11 protein-coding genes are annotated in these 16,525 nt (G+C 35.2%); 1 reads left to right on the top strand and 10 read right to left on the bottom strand.

Annotated elements, in window-relative coordinates; genetic code table 11:
- Window positions 1–31: 31 nt before the first annotated feature.
- The 5 genes from OZP12_RS12080 to uvrA form a co-directional block, all read right to left on the bottom strand.
- On the bottom strand, window positions 32–2,440 hold the full coding sequence (locus OZP12_RS12080; RefSeq protein WP_281225247.1) for an alpha-ketoacid dehydrogenase subunit alpha/beta: 2,409 nt from the start codon (window positions 2,438–2,440) through the stop codon (window positions 32–34).
- Window positions 2,441–2,626: 186 nt separating this feature from the next.
- On the bottom strand, window positions 2,627–5,455 hold the full coding sequence (locus OZP12_RS12075) for a gluzincin family metallopeptidase (protein ID WP_349293541.1): 2,829 nt from the start codon (window positions 5,453–5,455) through the stop codon (window positions 2,627–2,629).
- A gap of 151 nt (window positions 5,456–5,606) precedes the next feature.
- Window positions 5,607–6,335, bottom strand: a complete 729-nt coding sequence (locus OZP12_RS12070; protein WP_281225246.1) for an LOG family protein — start codon at window positions 6,333–6,335, stop codon at window positions 5,607–5,609.
- A gap of 285 nt (window positions 6,336–6,620) precedes the next feature.
- The gene (locus OZP12_RS12065) at window positions 6,621–7,052 is read right to left on the bottom strand and encodes an endonuclease domain-containing protein (RefSeq protein WP_281225245.1); all 432 of its coding nucleotides are present in this window, start codon (window positions 7,050–7,052) and stop codon (window positions 6,621–6,623) included.
- A gap of 118 nt (window positions 7,053–7,170) precedes the next feature.
- Window positions 7,171–10,002, bottom strand: a complete 2,832-nt coding sequence (gene uvrA / locus OZP12_RS12060; RefSeq protein WP_281225244.1) for an excinuclease ABC subunit UvrA — start codon at window positions 10,000–10,002, stop codon at window positions 7,171–7,173.
- Window positions 10,003–10,095: 93 nt separating this feature from the next.
- On the opposite strand from uvrA, the gene OZP12_RS12055 reads away from it, so the two are divergent.
- Window positions 10,096–10,305 carry a hypothetical protein gene (locus tag OZP12_RS12055; protein ID WP_281225243.1) on the top strand — a complete coding sequence of 70 codons (210 nt, stop codon included), beginning with the start codon at window positions 10,096–10,098 and terminating at the stop codon, window positions 10,303–10,305.
- A 4-nt stretch (window positions 10,306–10,309) separates the two neighbouring features.
- Here the strand turns inward: OZP12_RS12055 and OZP12_RS12050 are convergent, their stop codons facing one another.
- The 5 genes from OZP12_RS12050 to OZP12_RS12030 all read right to left on the bottom strand — a co-directional run bounded on the left by OZP12_RS12050 (window position 10,310) and on the right by OZP12_RS12030 (window position 16,412).
- Window positions 10,310–12,103 carry a chloride channel protein gene (locus tag OZP12_RS12050; protein ID WP_281225242.1) on the bottom strand — a complete coding sequence of 598 codons (1,794 nt, stop codon included), beginning with the start codon at window positions 12,101–12,103 and terminating at the stop codon, window positions 10,310–10,312.
- Window positions 12,104–12,161: 58 nt separating this feature from the next.
- Complete coding sequence (locus OZP12_RS12045; protein WP_281225241.1) at window positions 12,162–13,328, bottom strand: S1 family peptidase; 1,167 nt, start codon at window positions 13,326–13,328, stop codon at window positions 12,162–12,164.
- 119 nt (window positions 13,329–13,447) lie between these two features.
- Entirely contained in the window at window positions 13,448–14,116 is a 669-nt protein-coding gene (locus tag OZP12_RS12040; protein WP_281225240.1) for a DNA alkylation repair protein, read from the bottom strand.
- Between the two features lie 29 nt (window positions 14,117–14,145).
- Window positions 14,146–15,831 carry a gamma-glutamyltransferase gene (ggt, locus tag OZP12_RS12035; protein ID WP_281225239.1) on the bottom strand — a complete coding sequence of 562 codons (1,686 nt, stop codon included), beginning with the start codon at window positions 15,829–15,831 and terminating at the stop codon, window positions 14,146–14,148.
- Window positions 15,828–16,412 carry an acyl carrier protein phosphodiesterase gene (locus tag OZP12_RS12030; protein ID WP_281225238.1) on the bottom strand — a complete coding sequence of 195 codons (585 nt, stop codon included), beginning with the start codon at window positions 16,410–16,412 and terminating at the stop codon, window positions 15,828–15,830. Before OZP12_RS12030 ends, ggt begins: the two co-directional genes overlap by 4 nt.
- Window positions 16,413–16,525 lie beyond the last annotated feature (113 nt).

Raw genomic sequence — 16,525 nt, 5'->3', positions numbered from 1 at the left:
GCGAATGGGATTTGGATATTGATTTTAAATTTTAATACAAACTTGGATATTTTGAAGGATTTACTTCATTCATCATTGCATACACCTTTTCGTAAATATCTTCAGCAGAAGGTTTTGAAAAATAATCACCATCTGTTCCGTAAGCTGGTCGATGCGCTTGTGCTGTCAGAGTTTGCGGTTTGCTGTCTAAATAATTGTAAGCATTTTGCTCTTCAATGATTTGTTGCAAAATAAATGCTGAAGCTCCTCCAGGAACATCTTCGTCGACTACCAGTAATCGATTGGTTTTAGCAATACTTTTTACAATATCATGATTAATATCAAAAGGCAACAATGATTGTAAATCGATTACTTCACAATCAATTCCTGTTTCAAATAATTCTTTGGCAGCTTGTTCTACTAAGCGTAAAGTAGAACCATAGGAAACAAGTGTAATATCAGAACCTTTTCTCAATGTTTCAACTACACCGATTGGTGTTTTGAATTCTCCATAATTCAAAGGCGCTTTTTCTTTTAATCGGTAACCATTTAAACATTCGATTATCAAAGCAGGTTCATCGCATGCTAATAAAGTATTATAAAAACCTGCTGCTTGTGTCATATTTCTTGGAACCAACACGTGCATTCCTCTGATTGCATTAATAATCATTCCCATTGGCGAACCGGAATGCCAAATACCTTCCAACCGGTGTCCGCGGGTACGAACAATAAGCGGTGCTTTTTGTTTACCCAAAGTTCTGTATTGTAAAGTAGCCAAATCATCACTCATGATTTGAATGGCATACAATAGGTAATCCAAATATTGAATTTCAGCAATCGGACGCAATCCTCTCAATGCCATTCCAATTCCTTGTCCAATTATAGTAGCTTCACGTATTCCAGTATCAGCTACTCGTAGCTCTCCGTATTTCTCCTGCATTCCTTCAAGACCTTGGTTTACATCACCAATATTTCCAGCATCCTCACCAAAGACCAAAGCTTCCGGATATTTAGAGAAAAGTGCATCAAAATTATCTCGAAGAATCATTCTACCATCTGTATCCGGTGTAGCATTGCTAGGGTATTCTGGTAAAACTTCTTTAACCGAAAACACATTTTTGTTGGATTCAGAATGTAAATGACTACTGAATTTTATTTGTTCTTTTTTAATAAAATTGGTAATCCATTGCGATAATTCTGCTTTATCATCTTCATTAATAATCAATCGCAATGATTTTCTTGAGATTGACATTATTTCCTTTTTCAAAGGCGATTTGATGCTTTTTAATGCCGCAACATTTTTAAGAATTTCTTCTTTTTTAGGACTTGTGGTCGCTATTCTTTCTAAAATTGAAATTACCTGATTTTGATCTTCAATTATTGGACCGATAAAAGCGTTCCATGCTATTTTTTTACCTTCGAAAACCTCTTTTTTGGCTTCCAAATCAATCGCGTCAATTTCTTCCGGTGATGCTATATTAATGGCAATCATCCATAATTTCATTTGACGAATACAGTCAAAGTCTTTTTCCCAAGCCAATCGGGCAGCATTTTTATATCGTTCGTGTGAACCTGAACTGGAGTGCCCTTGAGGTTGCGTCAACTGTTCAACATGAATGAGTACTGGAACATGTTGTTCACGGGCGATTTCGGCCGCTTTTTCGTAAGTGGCAACTAAATCAACATAATCCCAACCTTTTACTTTTAGTATTTCAAAACCATTCGAATTTTCATCTTTTTGGTATCCTTTCAAAATTTCCGAAATACTTTCTTTGCAAGTTTGGTATTTGGCATGTACTGAAATTCCATATTCGTCATCCCATACACTCATAACCATTGGAACTTGCAAAACTCCCGCAGCATTAATAGTCTCAAAAAATAATCCTTCTGAAGTGCTTGCATTTCCTATTGTTCCCCATGCAATTTCGTTCCCGTTAATAGAGAATTGATCTGCATCTGGGATGCCTGGAACGTTTCTGTAAATTTTTGAAGCTTGTGCCAATCCAAGTAATCTAGGCATTTGAGCTGCAGTTGGAGAAATATCGGCGCTTGAATTTTTTTGTTGTGTTAAGTTTTTCCAAGATCCGTCTTCATTCAAACTGTGGGTAACAAAATGTCCTCCCATTTGTCTTCCTGCAGACATTGGTTCCAACTCAATATCAGTGTGACCATATAAACCGGCGAAAAATTGTTCAATTGTCAATTCGCCTATGGCCATCATAAAAGTTTGATCTCGATAATAGCCTGACCGAAAGTCTCCATTCCTAAAGCATTTCGCCATCGCAAGCTGCGGTACTTCCTTGCCATCGCCAAAAATACCGAACTTGGCTTTTCCAGTTAATACTTCTTTACGGCCTAATAAACTACATTCTCGGCTTATTACGGCAATTCTGTAATCATTTAAGACTTCGGTTTTAAAATCTTCAAATGTTAAACCAGTATCGACTTTCTCTTTTATCATAATTTAAAAGTATAGCTTTCACGGTGCAAAGCTAATCAAAAACTACTTATATATCGTTATAGAATTCTGTAATTTTATATTTTTTTATGAAAAAATCTCCAGTAAAACGAATGTATTTTTACGATATATTCAATTTTAATTTAAAAAACAAACTATAATTCAATATTTTAAAGTTTTTATTTTGATTTAAAACCATTTTCGGGTAAAAAGGTTAATTAATGATTTTGGATTAAAAACGAAGATAAACCTTATTTTTTCGCCATAATTTTTTTCGGCCATTTCAAATCCGTTAGAGGAATAAACTGGAAAGAATAATTCAAAGTAATCCTGAACCAAATTTAGCCTTATTCCACTATCATAAATAAACGTATTATTCATGCCTTTGTTTTTAACCAAACCAAAATCGGCATAGGCATCGACCCAATTCCATAACAAACTATAACTCAAGTTTGTTGTTGCTAACCATTGATTAGATTCTCTAGGAGTCACAAAAGATTTAAAACCTCCCTGTGCATAAAAATATTGTTGACTTAGTATTCCTTCAGTATCAGACCTTGCGTAAACGGCATAATCAAATAAATAATCGTTTACCCTTGAAATTCCAAAATTATAATTCTGAGTATTATTGGTATTGTATAAAAAAGTACCAACAAACGCTCTAACGTTAAAATAACGATTATCGTTGAACAATTTTCGATATTCCATTTCGGCGGATACTTTTCCAAAATAACCTGAAAACTGAACATCGGTAAGGAATTTTACGTGACTCGTAATCTCCGTTTTTATATTGGAATATTTAAAATTTAAAATGGAATAATTATCTGTACTGTCCGTCACAAAAGAAGAAGGCTCTTTGTTAATAATATTGTATTTGACATATATCGCTTGTTTTCTGTTGTCTCGATAACTCGGTTCTCTAAAAAACATTGCCAAACTCGGGTATAATTTAAGATATGCAGCATCCGAGGCATAATGAAAATACGAACCACTAAGAGTATAGCGAATATTATACAATCTTCTTTCTCTCAAATATTGGTTAATTGTCAATGCAGAACTACCCACAACAGATTTGGTTGTTATGGAATACATCGGATTTACGGTAAACATAAACGGTTTATCAAATAAACTATAGTTGTAAAAACTTACTCCAGGCGCAAACCCATCATATTTATTGAAAAATAGGGTAGGTACATAAAACAATTGCGAACGATGCGGATCTTCCAAATCTTCAAAAAATGTGAGTTTCAGAGGACGATTCAAAGAAACATCATACAATGATTTCCAATTGTTTCTCAAATTGAATTCAGGCACTTCATTTTTATAATTAAGTACTAACTTATCTATACTATCCCTCTTGAGAGTGAGAGTTGTTTCAATTTCACTGATTTCAAGCCATTTTTTAAACACAATTTGTTTGTCTTTGATGCCATACACAGGAATAGGAACCAATGGAACACCTTTGTTTTTTACTGTAAATCTTATACTGTCTTTAGTTTTAGAAAAATCTCCAAGCTTATAATCAATATTATCACGGCTATCAATTATGTATTTAAAAAACCAATCGATATCTTTTGAAGCTTTTGCTCTTAAAATACTTTCAAAAACTGACCTATCGGTTTGACCTTTTTTATTGATATCATAAAGTTCCTGAACCCCTGATGTAATCAAATCATTTCCAAGATAATGATCCAAATATTGAAGACTCAAACCTGCTTTGTATTTGTTTGCAATTTGAACATTATACTTTATTAAAGTGTTTTTTGGTGCATTAAGTGGTTGATCCAGATTTTTGCGAGCCATCAGCATATAATAATAACTGTATTGCTCATTAAAATCGGTTTGAGCCATTTTAAATCCTCGCAACAAAAAATATTTGGAAGCAGATCCCATCATTTTACTGTCGGGATGATATTTATCTATATAATTAATCATTGTAAATACCTGAATTCCATCATAAATCCAGTTGTCTTTTCTGGAATCCAACCGCAAACTATTTTTAAGGAAATTATTCAAATATGTTTTTAAAAATTTTATTTCATAAATAAAATCAGAATGAAACGGGCGCATAAATTTAGGCAGCTGATTCAGACCATAAAATGGATTTTTTTCATAATCTTCTTCTGAAACGACGATTTTACCAAATGGATATTGCCCAATATTAGTGTTTGCAAAATCAACGATTCGTTTGATCATTGTAGTTTTCAAAGTATCACTGAATCTTCCAGAACCAAGATTTGTTATAACTTCCAAATCACCAATTTTATAGCTTTTATAACTTGACTCTTTCTCTACAATTAAGTCAAAATCGGTTCGCTTTTTACCTGAAAGTTTTGCTATGGTTTCTTGCTCAGTTTGTATTAATTCATCAATAGACAGATCTGTTGTGATTGCATTTTTATTGGGTATTTTCAACTCAATTTCAAAATCCGAAATTCCATTGGCTATATCATCAAGATTTTCGTTGCTGTATTTTATAAATTGATGATCTTCGTAACGGGCAGGAGTAAGGAACCAATTTTTTAGATGCATTCCGTATTTTTGCTCAAAATGGCCATATTTAGTGAATTTGTCACTCGGAATTTGGGAAGCATAAGTCAGGTGCAGTTTTACTTTTTGACCGGGAAGTAACACTCTATGCAGTAAAACTTTGATATAATCAGGATGGTTGCTGGATCTTTCCCATGCAAAAATATTTTTATCCTTATCCTCAATATACAAATTAATCGTTCCTCCGCGCTCATGTGGTTGCGCCATATGAAACTTAGTATAGAACTCATCGGAAAAACGTTTCCCCAAAGGGCTATTTCTATCCGAAAAAGCATTGTTCCAATCGTTTAACACAATAGAAGTTAAGGTATCACCCGTTTGGTTGTAAAAAGTAATTTCCTGGTCGATTGACAGGCATTTTGACCCCATATCCATATCCACAGTCATTTTGGAATGATGCTGCGCATATTGTTTGTGGAAAACAAACAAAACGACAATAGAAATGATGATTTTACCGTGAGTTCTCAATTTGGGGAAATTAAATTGTTCGTGAAATATATCAATCTTTATACAATTTACAAAAAATTAAGAAAACTACAGTATTTAGTGGTCAAAATGCAACAATAGACGTTAAATGAAAAGAGCCGTCTTGTTTTTATTGACGAGACGGCTCTTGATATTAAAAATTAGGACTTAAATCGTATTTTTTATAGAATTTATCTAAGACTTCTACTACTTCGTCTTCGGTATCGACGACTTTAAATAAATTCAAATCGTCGGGACTGACGGTATGTTCTCTTTCGACTAAAACTGCTTTAATCCATTCAATCAGACCTGACCAAAATGATGTTCCTACTAAGATAATCGGGAATTTTCCAATCTTTTTAGTCTGAATCAAAGTAATAGCTTCAAATAATTCATCCATAGTTCCAAACCCTCCCGGCATTACGACAAATCCCTGAGAATATTTCACAAACATTACTTTTCGAACAAAGAAATAGTCAAAATTTAAGTTTTTGTCATTATCGATATAAGGGTTGAAATGCTGCTCAAATGGCAACTCAATATTAAGTCCAACTGAAGGCCCTCCCCCTAAATGCGCCCCTTTGTTGCCGGCTTCCATAATTCCGGGACCACCTCCTGTAATCACGCCATAACCAGCCTTACTGATTTTATAGGCAATTTTCTCTGCGAGCAAATAATATTTATCCTCCGGTTTTATCCTCGCCGAACCAAAAATAGTCACACAAGGCCCAATACGGCTCATGGTATCATAACCGTTTACAAACTCGGACATGATTTTAAAAATCGCCCAACTGTCATTTGTTTTTATTTCGTTCCAAGTTTTTCGCTTTAATTTATCTTGGATTACTTTATCTTCATCGTTGTCAAAATCTTCTAATCTCATATTTTTTATTTTTTGGAGCTAATCCCGTCTCGTCCAAAAGACGAGATTGCAATCTTTTTACCTCGTCCAAAAGACGAGACAAAAGGATTTCCACTTCTCGGGGCTAGGGCATCCGTTTTTCAGTTCAGTTTTTATTTTATTAAGACATTATCTAAATATAACTCTTTTTTCAAAAACTGTGCCGTGTAGCTCTTTTTATTTTCAGGATTTATTCTAGAATTTTCGGTTAGTCTTCCCCTCCTTTGGAGGGGTGCCCGTAGGGCGGGGTGGTTCATATGGATATAATCAACACTTTCTGCCAAACTCCTCAATAACATATTTTTCCAACTCCATCATCACATTATTCAAATCATGCTTAACTCGTAAATCTGAAATTCTATAAACTTTTAATCCTAGCGATATTAAATAATCTTCTCTCTTTTGGTCGTATTCTTCTTTATCATTATGACTTGAACCGTCAATTTCTATTATCAACCCCAAGGTTTTTACATAAAAATCCACAATATAATTGCCTATGATTCTTTGTCTATCAAAATCAATTTTCCAAAACATCCCTTTGTGAACTTGTCGCCAAAAAATAACCTCAGACAATACTCCTGCTTTCCGTAATGCTCTTGCTCTTGACTTTAGTTTTATATTATATGGCAAGTTTTCAATGAAATTTCTATAGATAGGTTGGGTGTTTATATAAGTTGTTATTTCATTTTTGCTTTCCATAATTTTATCTTAAGCGCTAACCATTAATGTTATCTCAAAGGTAAATTTATGAAAATTATTACAAATACAACACATGAACCACCCCGCCCTACAGGCACCCCTCCAAAGGAGGGGAATTTTAGGGGAGTTCTTTTTTCAAAAACTGTGCCGTGTAGCTTTTTTTATTTTTTACGATTTCTTCGGGAGTTCCTTTGGCTACAAGCTGTCCGCCTCCTTTTCCGCCTTCAGGGCCAATGTCGATAATATAATCGGCTAGTTTGATGACTTCCATATTGTGTTCAATAATCAAAATAGTATTTCCCTTGTCAACCAATTTATTAATTACGTCCATCAATACCCGAATATCCTCAAAATGCAGACCTGTTGTGGGTTCATCAAGAATATAAAAAGTGTTTCCGGTGTCTTTCTTAGACAATTCACCGGCCAACTTAATACGTTGCGCTTCACCACCGGAAAGAGTAGTACTTTGTTGCCCAAGCGTGATGTAGCCCAAACCAACATCCTGAATCGTTTTTATTTTTCTGTAAATTTTTGGAATGTTTTCAAAGAAAGGAACTGCTTCATCAACGGTCATATTCAATACATCAGAGATCGATTTTCCTTTATAGCGAATCTCCAATGTTTCCCTGTTAAAACGCTTTCCTTGACACGTTTCGCATTCTACATATACATCAGGCAAGAAGTTCATTTCTATTGTACGAACACCTGAACCTTCACAGGTTTCGCATCGTCCGCCTTTAACATTAAAACTAAAACGCCCTGCTTTGTATCCGCGAATCATACTCTCAGAAGTCATAGTAAACAGGTTTCGTATTTCTGTGAAAACCTCGGTATAAGTCGCAGGATTGGAACGCGGAGTTCTTCCAATCGGACTTTGGTCGATATCAATTACTTTGTCAATATGTTCCAAGCCTTCGATTTTTTTATATGGCATCGGAATTTTAACTCCGTTGAAATAATGCGCATTGAAAATAGGGTAGAGCGTTTCGTTGATCAATGTTGATTTCCCGCTTCCTGAAACCCCTGTGACGCATATCATTTTACCTAAAGGCAATTCAATCGAAACATTTTTAAGGTTATTCCCTGTAGCTCCGGTTAATTTCACGAATTTTCCATTTCCTTCGCGACGTTTTTCGGGAATTTCCAATTTCATTTTACCATTCAGATATTGAGCAGTAATCGTCTCTGAAGCCAAAGTTTCTTTTGGCGTTCCAATACTGATAATTTCTCCACCATATTTACCGGCTTTTGGACCGATATCAATCACGTAATCGGCGCGCTCAATCATGTCTTTGTCGTGTTCAACCACAATAACCGAGTTACCGATATCTCGCAATTGTTCTAACGAATGGATTAATTTTTCGTTATCTCTTTGGTGCAAACCAATACTTGGTTCGTCCAAAATATATAAGACCCCGACCAATTGCGATCCAATTTGCGTTGCCAATCGAATACGCTGTGCCTCACCACCCGAAAGCGATTTGGAGCTTCGGCTTAAAGCCAAATAATCCAAGCCTACATTCATTAGGAAAGCCAAACGATCTTTGATTTCTTTAATTACTTCGGTAGCAATTCGTTTTTGTTTATCGGTTAAATGCTTGTCCAAATCCAAAAACCAAGCTGTCAAATCGGAAATATCCATATCACACAACTCGGATATGCTTTTTTCATTTATCCTAAAATAATTGGCTTCCTTTTTCAAGCGGGAACCCTCGCAAACAGGACATTTTATTTCGTCCATGAATTCTTTTGCCCAACGTCTGATTGTCGTAGAACCACTTTCATCATGTTGATTTTTTATGAAATGGGCAATTCCTTCAAAATCAATTTTATAATCGCGGGCAACACCTAAATCTTTTGAATTAATAGTGAATTTTTCTTTTCCTCCATTCAAAATCATTTCCATTGCTTCAGCAGGAATTTTTTCAATTGGATCGGTTATTTTAAAACCAAACTTTTCGCCAATGATTTCTAATTGTTTGAAAATCCAAGATGATTTATATTCACCCAATGGAGCAAATCCACCCGCTTTTATCGATAATTTTGGATTTGGTATAATTTTTCCAACATTGATTTGATTCACAGTTCCCAATCCGTTGCAATTGTCACAAGCCCCTTTTGGTGAGTTGAATGAAAATAAGTTTGGCTCTGGATTTTGATACGAAATACCCGTTGAAGGACACATCAAATTTCGACTGAAATAACGCACTTCATTAGTGTCCTGATCGAGAACCATCAATACGTTTTCACCGTGGTGCATTGCAGTATTAATACTTTCGGATAAACGTTTTTCATTGTCTGGAGTATCCTCAATAACCATTCTGTCAACAACAATTTCTATATCGTGGGTTTTATAACGATCCAATTTCATCCCCGAAACCAAGTCCAAAATATCTCCATTAACACGGACTTTCAAGAATCCTTGTTTGGTTATTTGTTGAAAAAGTTCAGCATAATGTCCTTTTCTGGCTCGGATAACAGGAGCTAGGATATTGATTCTTTTTCCTGTAAAATCCTGAATAATCAGTTCTTTGATTTGGTCATCGGAGTAAGAAACCATTTTTTCTCCTGTGTTATAACTGGAAGCATCGGCACCACGTGCGTAAAGCAAACGAAGGAAATCGTAAATCTCAGTGATGGTTCCAACAGTCGAACGAGGACTTTTGCTTGTCGTTTTTTGCTCGATGGCAATAACAGGGGAGAGTCCGTCAATTTTATCGACATCAGGACGTTCCAAACCTCCGAGGAATTGTCTAGCATAGGCCGAAAAGGTTTCTACGTAACGACGCTGTCCTTCGGCATAAATAGTGTCGAACGCCAATGAGGATTTTCCCGAACCCGAAAGACCCGTAATTACTACAAGTTTTTCTCTCGGAATGGAAATATCTATGTTTTTTAGATTGTGAACGCGGGCGCCCTGAACTTCAATCGTATTGTCTGTATCTAGCATAATTTTTTGCAAAAAAGCAAAGTTACCATTTTGATTGATTCTTTATATCTCAAACCTGATTATTGTTTTTACTTTTTGAATAATTGTACCAAAGTGAATATATTAAAAGATGATCCGAATGGTATTACCAAAAAAGCAACAATGTCTATCTTTAGCCCCGGGTGTAGTGAAAATCCTTTTGAACCGTCTCGTCCAAAAGACGAGACGGTTCAAAAGATTGTAGCGGAAAACGGGACGATGTCACCAAAAAAGCCAAATGTTTCTGCTCCAAAAAATTATAATAGAAACTTTTATTGGAATTAAGATTTTATTCTATAATCATCGATTTTAGCTTGGCTCTGTATGCATCGAGCGCAACGGCTTTGGAAATAAAGCCATAATATTTGTCGTCGCTGATTACAGGAAGAAAGCTTTTTTGGGAAGATTCGAATTTGTTCATTACGATTTCCATGCTGTGAGAAGGATGAATAATCGTAACTGGCTGCACCATAATTTCTTTTACCAAAGTGTATTTTACCCTGTACGGATTAAAAATAATCTCCCGAATGTCATTAAAGTGGACAATTCCCAATAAACGATTGTCTTTTGAAACCACAGGAAAAATAACCTGATTGGAATGGGAAATCAAATCGACTAATTTCTCAAGGTTCTCATCGGGTGTTATTTTCAAATAATCTGTTTGGATGATTGAGTTTGTATCCAATGTCGAAAGGACGTTGGAATCTTTATTGCTGGTAAAAGCATGTCCTTTTTTGGCCAAATTTTTGACATCCAAAGAATGTTTTTCAAATCGTTTGGAAATGGCAAAACTAGTCGACGCGACAATCATCAGCGGAATCATCAAACCATAACCACCCGTAATCTCCGCAATAAGGAAGATTGCTGTTAATGGTGCATGAAACAGTGCGCTCAAAATACCTGCCATCCCTACCAAGGTAAAGTTTCCAATTGGCAAATTCGTTAAACCGGTAAGATTAAGTAATTTCGAAAAGAAAAAACCAATATAGGAACCTAAAAATAGGGAAGGAGCAAAGTTTCCTCCGTTACCGCCACTACCCAAAGTGATTCCTGTTGCAAAGGCTTTCAGAAACAGTGAGGAGCCAACAAAAGCCAATAATGCCCAATGATTTTCTCTAAATCCTTTAAAAAAAGTATTTTCCATTAATTCTGAAGGGTCACTTCCTGCGAGAATCCTAATGGTTTCATATCCTTCTCCAAAAAGTGTCGGAAAAATAAAGATCATAAACGCTAAAATAGAAGCGCCAAAAACCGCTTTTTTATAAGCGGACATTCGCAAATGCCCAAAGTAATGTTCTGTTTTTTCAAATTTTCTGGCGTAAAAAACCGCTACAAAACCAGTACAAATGCCAAGTAAGGTATAATAAGGGATATTGTAGTAATTAAACGTTTGTCTGCTAGGAAAATTTAACAAAATAGATTCGTCCAATGCAATTGCTGATACTAATGCTCCAGTGGCTGCAGCAATCATTATTGGGGTAAAGGCTGAAATGCTAACATCAACCAAAAGCACTTCAACCGCGAATAAAACTCCAGCAATTGGTGCATTAAACGCAGCTGCAATTCCCGCCGCAACTCCACAACCAATTAAAAGAGTTCTGTCTTTGTAGTGCAATTTATATCTCTGCGCATAATTGGAACCAAATGCAGCGCCAGTAACTACGATGGGGCTTTCAAGTCCTGCAGAACCTCCCAAACCAACCGTAAGCGAGCTTGTCATTATTTGGGCATACATCTGTTTTCTTGGAATTATACTCGCTTTTTTGGCTACGACATATAAAATTTGTGATGTCCCCTTTTCAATAGTTCCTCCCAAAAAACGTTTTACAACAAATACCGTCAACACGATACCAATTACAGGCAGCATTATTTTGAAAAGGCCAATATTATAAACATCCGTATGAATTGTAATATAAGTGGCGAATCTAAATACCCAGTGGGCAAATGTTTTCAGGATAATAACTGCTATACCTGAAGAAATACCGACTAATACACTTGATAAAAAGATAAATTGCTTTGGGCTTAAAACAGATTGCGATAAAATTAGCAGCTGTTCGACTTTTGAAAAAAAACGTTTAAACATTGTCTTTTTGGAGTTTGTTTGTCACAAAATTAAGCTTTTTGGCACAAAAAATCACAAACTATTCTATCAATGTCATGGCATGTTTGGCCACAATTCCGAAATTATATCCTTGGGCTTCATCATAACCGGCATAATTGATGGCGATTAACTGTCCGCATTCATTAAATACAGGAGAACCACTGGCACCATGGGTCGAAGTGACATTGTACTGTAAGCTTACCCCATCCGATTCTTTATTAATTTGGCCTTCATAAACCTGCACTTTTATACCTTTTCGGGTATTGGCGAGTTGCATTCCCATTGGATAACCAATTAAAATAGCGTTGGTCCCTGGTTTTATGCTAGCATCATCTTTTACGGCATTGTCCAAATCGACAATATTTGAAACCGAGGAGGGCAATGTTTCGCTTACTAATTGCAAAACCGCAACATCCACTTCATCACCATCAGCTATTTTATATACTTTGCATTGCAGCCAATTGTCTTTGGAACCATGCAAGGCAACGCTTATTTCGACTGTTTTAGGAACGATCTCGATCTCATCTGGCTTTGTGTAGGTGATTTGGCTAGTTACGGCCTTTTCTTCTGATTTATTATCCGATATCAAATCGTTTACTTCAGTAGCAACATTTGAAGAATCTACATTTGCCACCGGGGCTGAAACTTTACTGGTTCCTTCAGCTTCTTCATCTGAATAATCGCCTTCTTCATCACCTCCGTAATAATCATTCCAGTGCAGTTCAAGGTATGTTTTATACTCTTTTTTATCAATTGAATCTGGTAGAATGGCTGCGATATGATTTTTTAATTCGCTAAAATCATTATTATCAGAGCCCGTATATTTCCATGGTTCAGCGACATGATGATTAGTAACTATTTTCCCATCCTCAGTAACGAAAAATCCGGTGCCGGAAATTGTTTTCTCTTCAAAAGAACTATCGTCAACGGTTATCTGAAATGGTTCTGATCCCTTAATTGAAATTTGAAGCGCATACGTGTGTTTAACTAGTACCACAGCTTCTTTATATTTTTCATAAATCTGGGTTTGATTATTAAGACAAATTACTTCTTTTTTGTTGAATTTAGCCCAAACACGGGGGATGATGATAATTCCAAGTATAACGATTATCCCAACAATTAGCCCAATTTTCTTGCCATTTGATTTATTGTTGTTTTGAAGTGTATTTAAATTGTCTTTTTCTTTTGTAGAGATGAATTTCGTCATTTTATTAAATTTTTGAAGCGAATTTAATAAAATAAAACGTAGTAATTATATGTCATTTTGTTTTAATTAAAATAAAATTTCATTGCATTTAAAAGTATTGAAAATCAAATACTTTACAGTTATTTTAAATTTTTCAAAGCTTCTTTTTCGCTCAATTTTTTCAAATCTGTGCAGGATACATAATTCTTTACGGCTTCAGGATTTGTTTTCGCATATTCACGCAACGCCCAACCTATAGCTTTTTGTATAAAAAATTCTGTTGATGATTTATGATTCTCACAAATCGATTTCAATAATTCAAAATTTGTTTTTCCTTTATAACCCAACTGAAAAAGAATCGCGCTTCGATTCAACCACATATTGTCGGAATTTGAAAAACGTCTAATAACTGTATCTGTTTCAAGAGGAAACTGAAGTAAATATTCGCCTAGAATGAATTTGGCTATAACATCGACGCTATCCCACCAAGAGTTAGTAACTATAAGTTTTTCTATCAGCTGAATATCATCTTTAGTATAATTATTTTTCAGATGTTTAATTAAAATTTCTAGAGCACAATAATGGAGTTCACGTTCCTTTTTTGAATATAAAAACAAAGCTATTTCTCTCGGATTATCTTTAATTTCTAGTAGGTTTTTGGTAGAAATATTTTTAAAAATTCGTCTTCTGTCTTCGGTTTTTATTCCAAAAAATCGGAAATTGTTTTTCATATATTTTGACATAGCGACAGCATTTTCAGCGTTGCCATTTTCATTAAAAGCTTTTTCTAGTTGGCTACAAAACTCCATAAAGTTTTAAATTTATAATACTCAAAATCTTAAAATCCGGCAGCTTTATCATCACCTCTAAAATCGGCACCACCTTCCATTTTCCCGTCGGGAAGCACCAAAATCGCATCAACTTTTCCGATCACCGGAGTTGTTTTTTCATTGATTATATACCCTTTGGTTTTCAATTTTTCAAAAGAGCCAGTGTCAAAAATATTAGGTTCAAATGTAATCACGTCAGGCAGCCACTGATGATGAAATCTTGGTGCATTTACCGCTTCCTGCATTCCTAAATTGTATTCATAAACATTAAGTATGGTCTGCAAAACCGAAGTAATGATAGTAGAACCACCGGGCGAGCCAACAACCATAAAAAGTTTTCCGTCTTTCTCCACAATTGTTGGTGTCATAGAACTTAACATTCGTTTTTGAGGTGCTATGCTGTTGGCTTCATTACCAACCAATCCAAACATATTGGGTTCGCCAGGTTTGGCACTAAAATCGTCCATTTCATTATTTAAAAAGAAACCCAATTCATCACAATAATATTTCGAACCGTAGGCGTCGTTTAAAGTTGTTGTTGCCGCAACAGCATTTCCAAATTGATCTACAATAGAATAATGAGTCGTTTCTGTACTTTCATTATAAATTACTTTTCCTTCTTTAATTTCAGATGATAGGGATGCTTTATCTAAATTAAAACTTGACATTCTTTCTTTCAAATAATCATTTGCCAAAAGTTCTTTTAAAGGTATTTTTACAAAGTCAGGATCTCCAAGAAAAACACTTCTGTCAGCATAAGCACGACGTTCTGCTTCCACAATTACCTGAATCGATTCGGCTGTATTATGCCCCATTTTCGACAAGTCATAAGGCTCGATCATTTTTAAAATTTGAGCCAAGCAAATCCCTCCGCTACTTGGTGGCGACATCGAAATCACTTTTAAATTCTTATAATTGAAAGAAAGCGGAGTTCTCCATTTTGCTTCATATTTAGCCAAATCCTGCATAGTGATAATCGCTCCTTTGCTTTGAAGATATTTTATAAGAGTTTTACCAGTTTGCCCTTTGTAAAATTCATTTCTGCCATATTTAGCAATTCTTTTTAGCGTGTTTGCCAATGCAGGATATTTGATTGTGTCGTTTTCTTTATAAATAATAGCAAATTTGGTATTTTCTCCATTTGCTTTAATAATTAACGGCCTGTAATCATTAAGTCTTTTCTCTTGTTTTTGAGTAACAATTACGCCTCTTTCTGCCAATGCAATAACTGGTTTCAAAATTTCAGCCATTGGCATTAAACCAAATTTTCTATGAACCGCAAAAACACCTGCAATTGTTCCCGGAACACCAATTGCAAGTGGACTTTCGGTGCTTTTTCCTTTAATGATATTTCCTTCTTCATCCAAGAACATATTTTTGGTAGCTGCCAGGGGGGCTTTTTCTCTATAATCCAAAGCACCAAGCTCACCATTCCCCATACGATACACCATAAATCCTCCTCCGCCAAGGTTTCCGGCATAAGGATAAGCAACTGCCAAAGCCAATTCGGTGCCAACCATGGCATCAAAAGCATTTCCTCCTCTTTTCATGATTTCAGTCCCAATTTTAGAGGCTTCTTCTCGGGCGGAAACCACCATAGCTCTGTTAGCAATAAGACCCGTTGTGTGATTAATTTCATTTTGTCCCAAACAATTTAGGCCTATCAAAAGAAAGAATAATGCAGTTTTTCTCATAGTGAGATTAATTTTTTATAGGATTCGGTTTTTATATCTTCAAAAAAAGTGGTGAATTCCAGTTCGAAATCACCATAATATTCAACAAGTTCGCGAAAAGCAAAACGCATTTTTGACTCATTTTGTGTTCGACTGTCCATTCTTGTCAAAATACTAGCAATACCTTCAACAGTTTGATAACTTACCAGCCAATTATGACTAATCATATATGGCATCATGCCTTTCGCTCTTTCAGATAAAAATTCATAATTATCTTGAAGTGATTGATAAAATCGGTTGGTAAAATCTTCCAAACTTTCATCAGAATAATTAGTCCAATTTTTGGCCAAAAAATGATCATAAAACACATCTACAATCACTCCGGCATAATGATGATAGTTTTCATGCAGTCGTTTGGTGCTTTTTCTGAAAATTGGATGAGAGTCAGTATAAGTATCTATAAAACGATGTAAAATAATCCCTTTTTGAATTTCGGGAGGGTAATTTTCAAACTGTTTTCCTCGAATTCCATCGGCCATAAAATTCCCGATTTTTATCAAATCATTGTCTCCTGATAAATAAATATGAGCTAAGAAGTTCATTTCTTATGAGTTGTTAGATTTCTCGGTTATGTAAGACTCGAAGTTTGTTTTCGTAAATGTAAAGACTTTTTTATTTACTCTTCAAAATTAAATTTTTCAGCTCTAATGTTTCT

Origin of the sequence: Flavobacterium aquiphilum, assembly GCF_027111335.1 — a bacterium.
GTDB classification, from domain to species: domain Bacteria; phylum Bacteroidota; class Bacteroidia; order Flavobacteriales; family Flavobacteriaceae; genus Flavobacterium; species Flavobacterium aquiphilum.
This window is presented reverse-complemented; position numbering and strand designations above follow the sequence as displayed.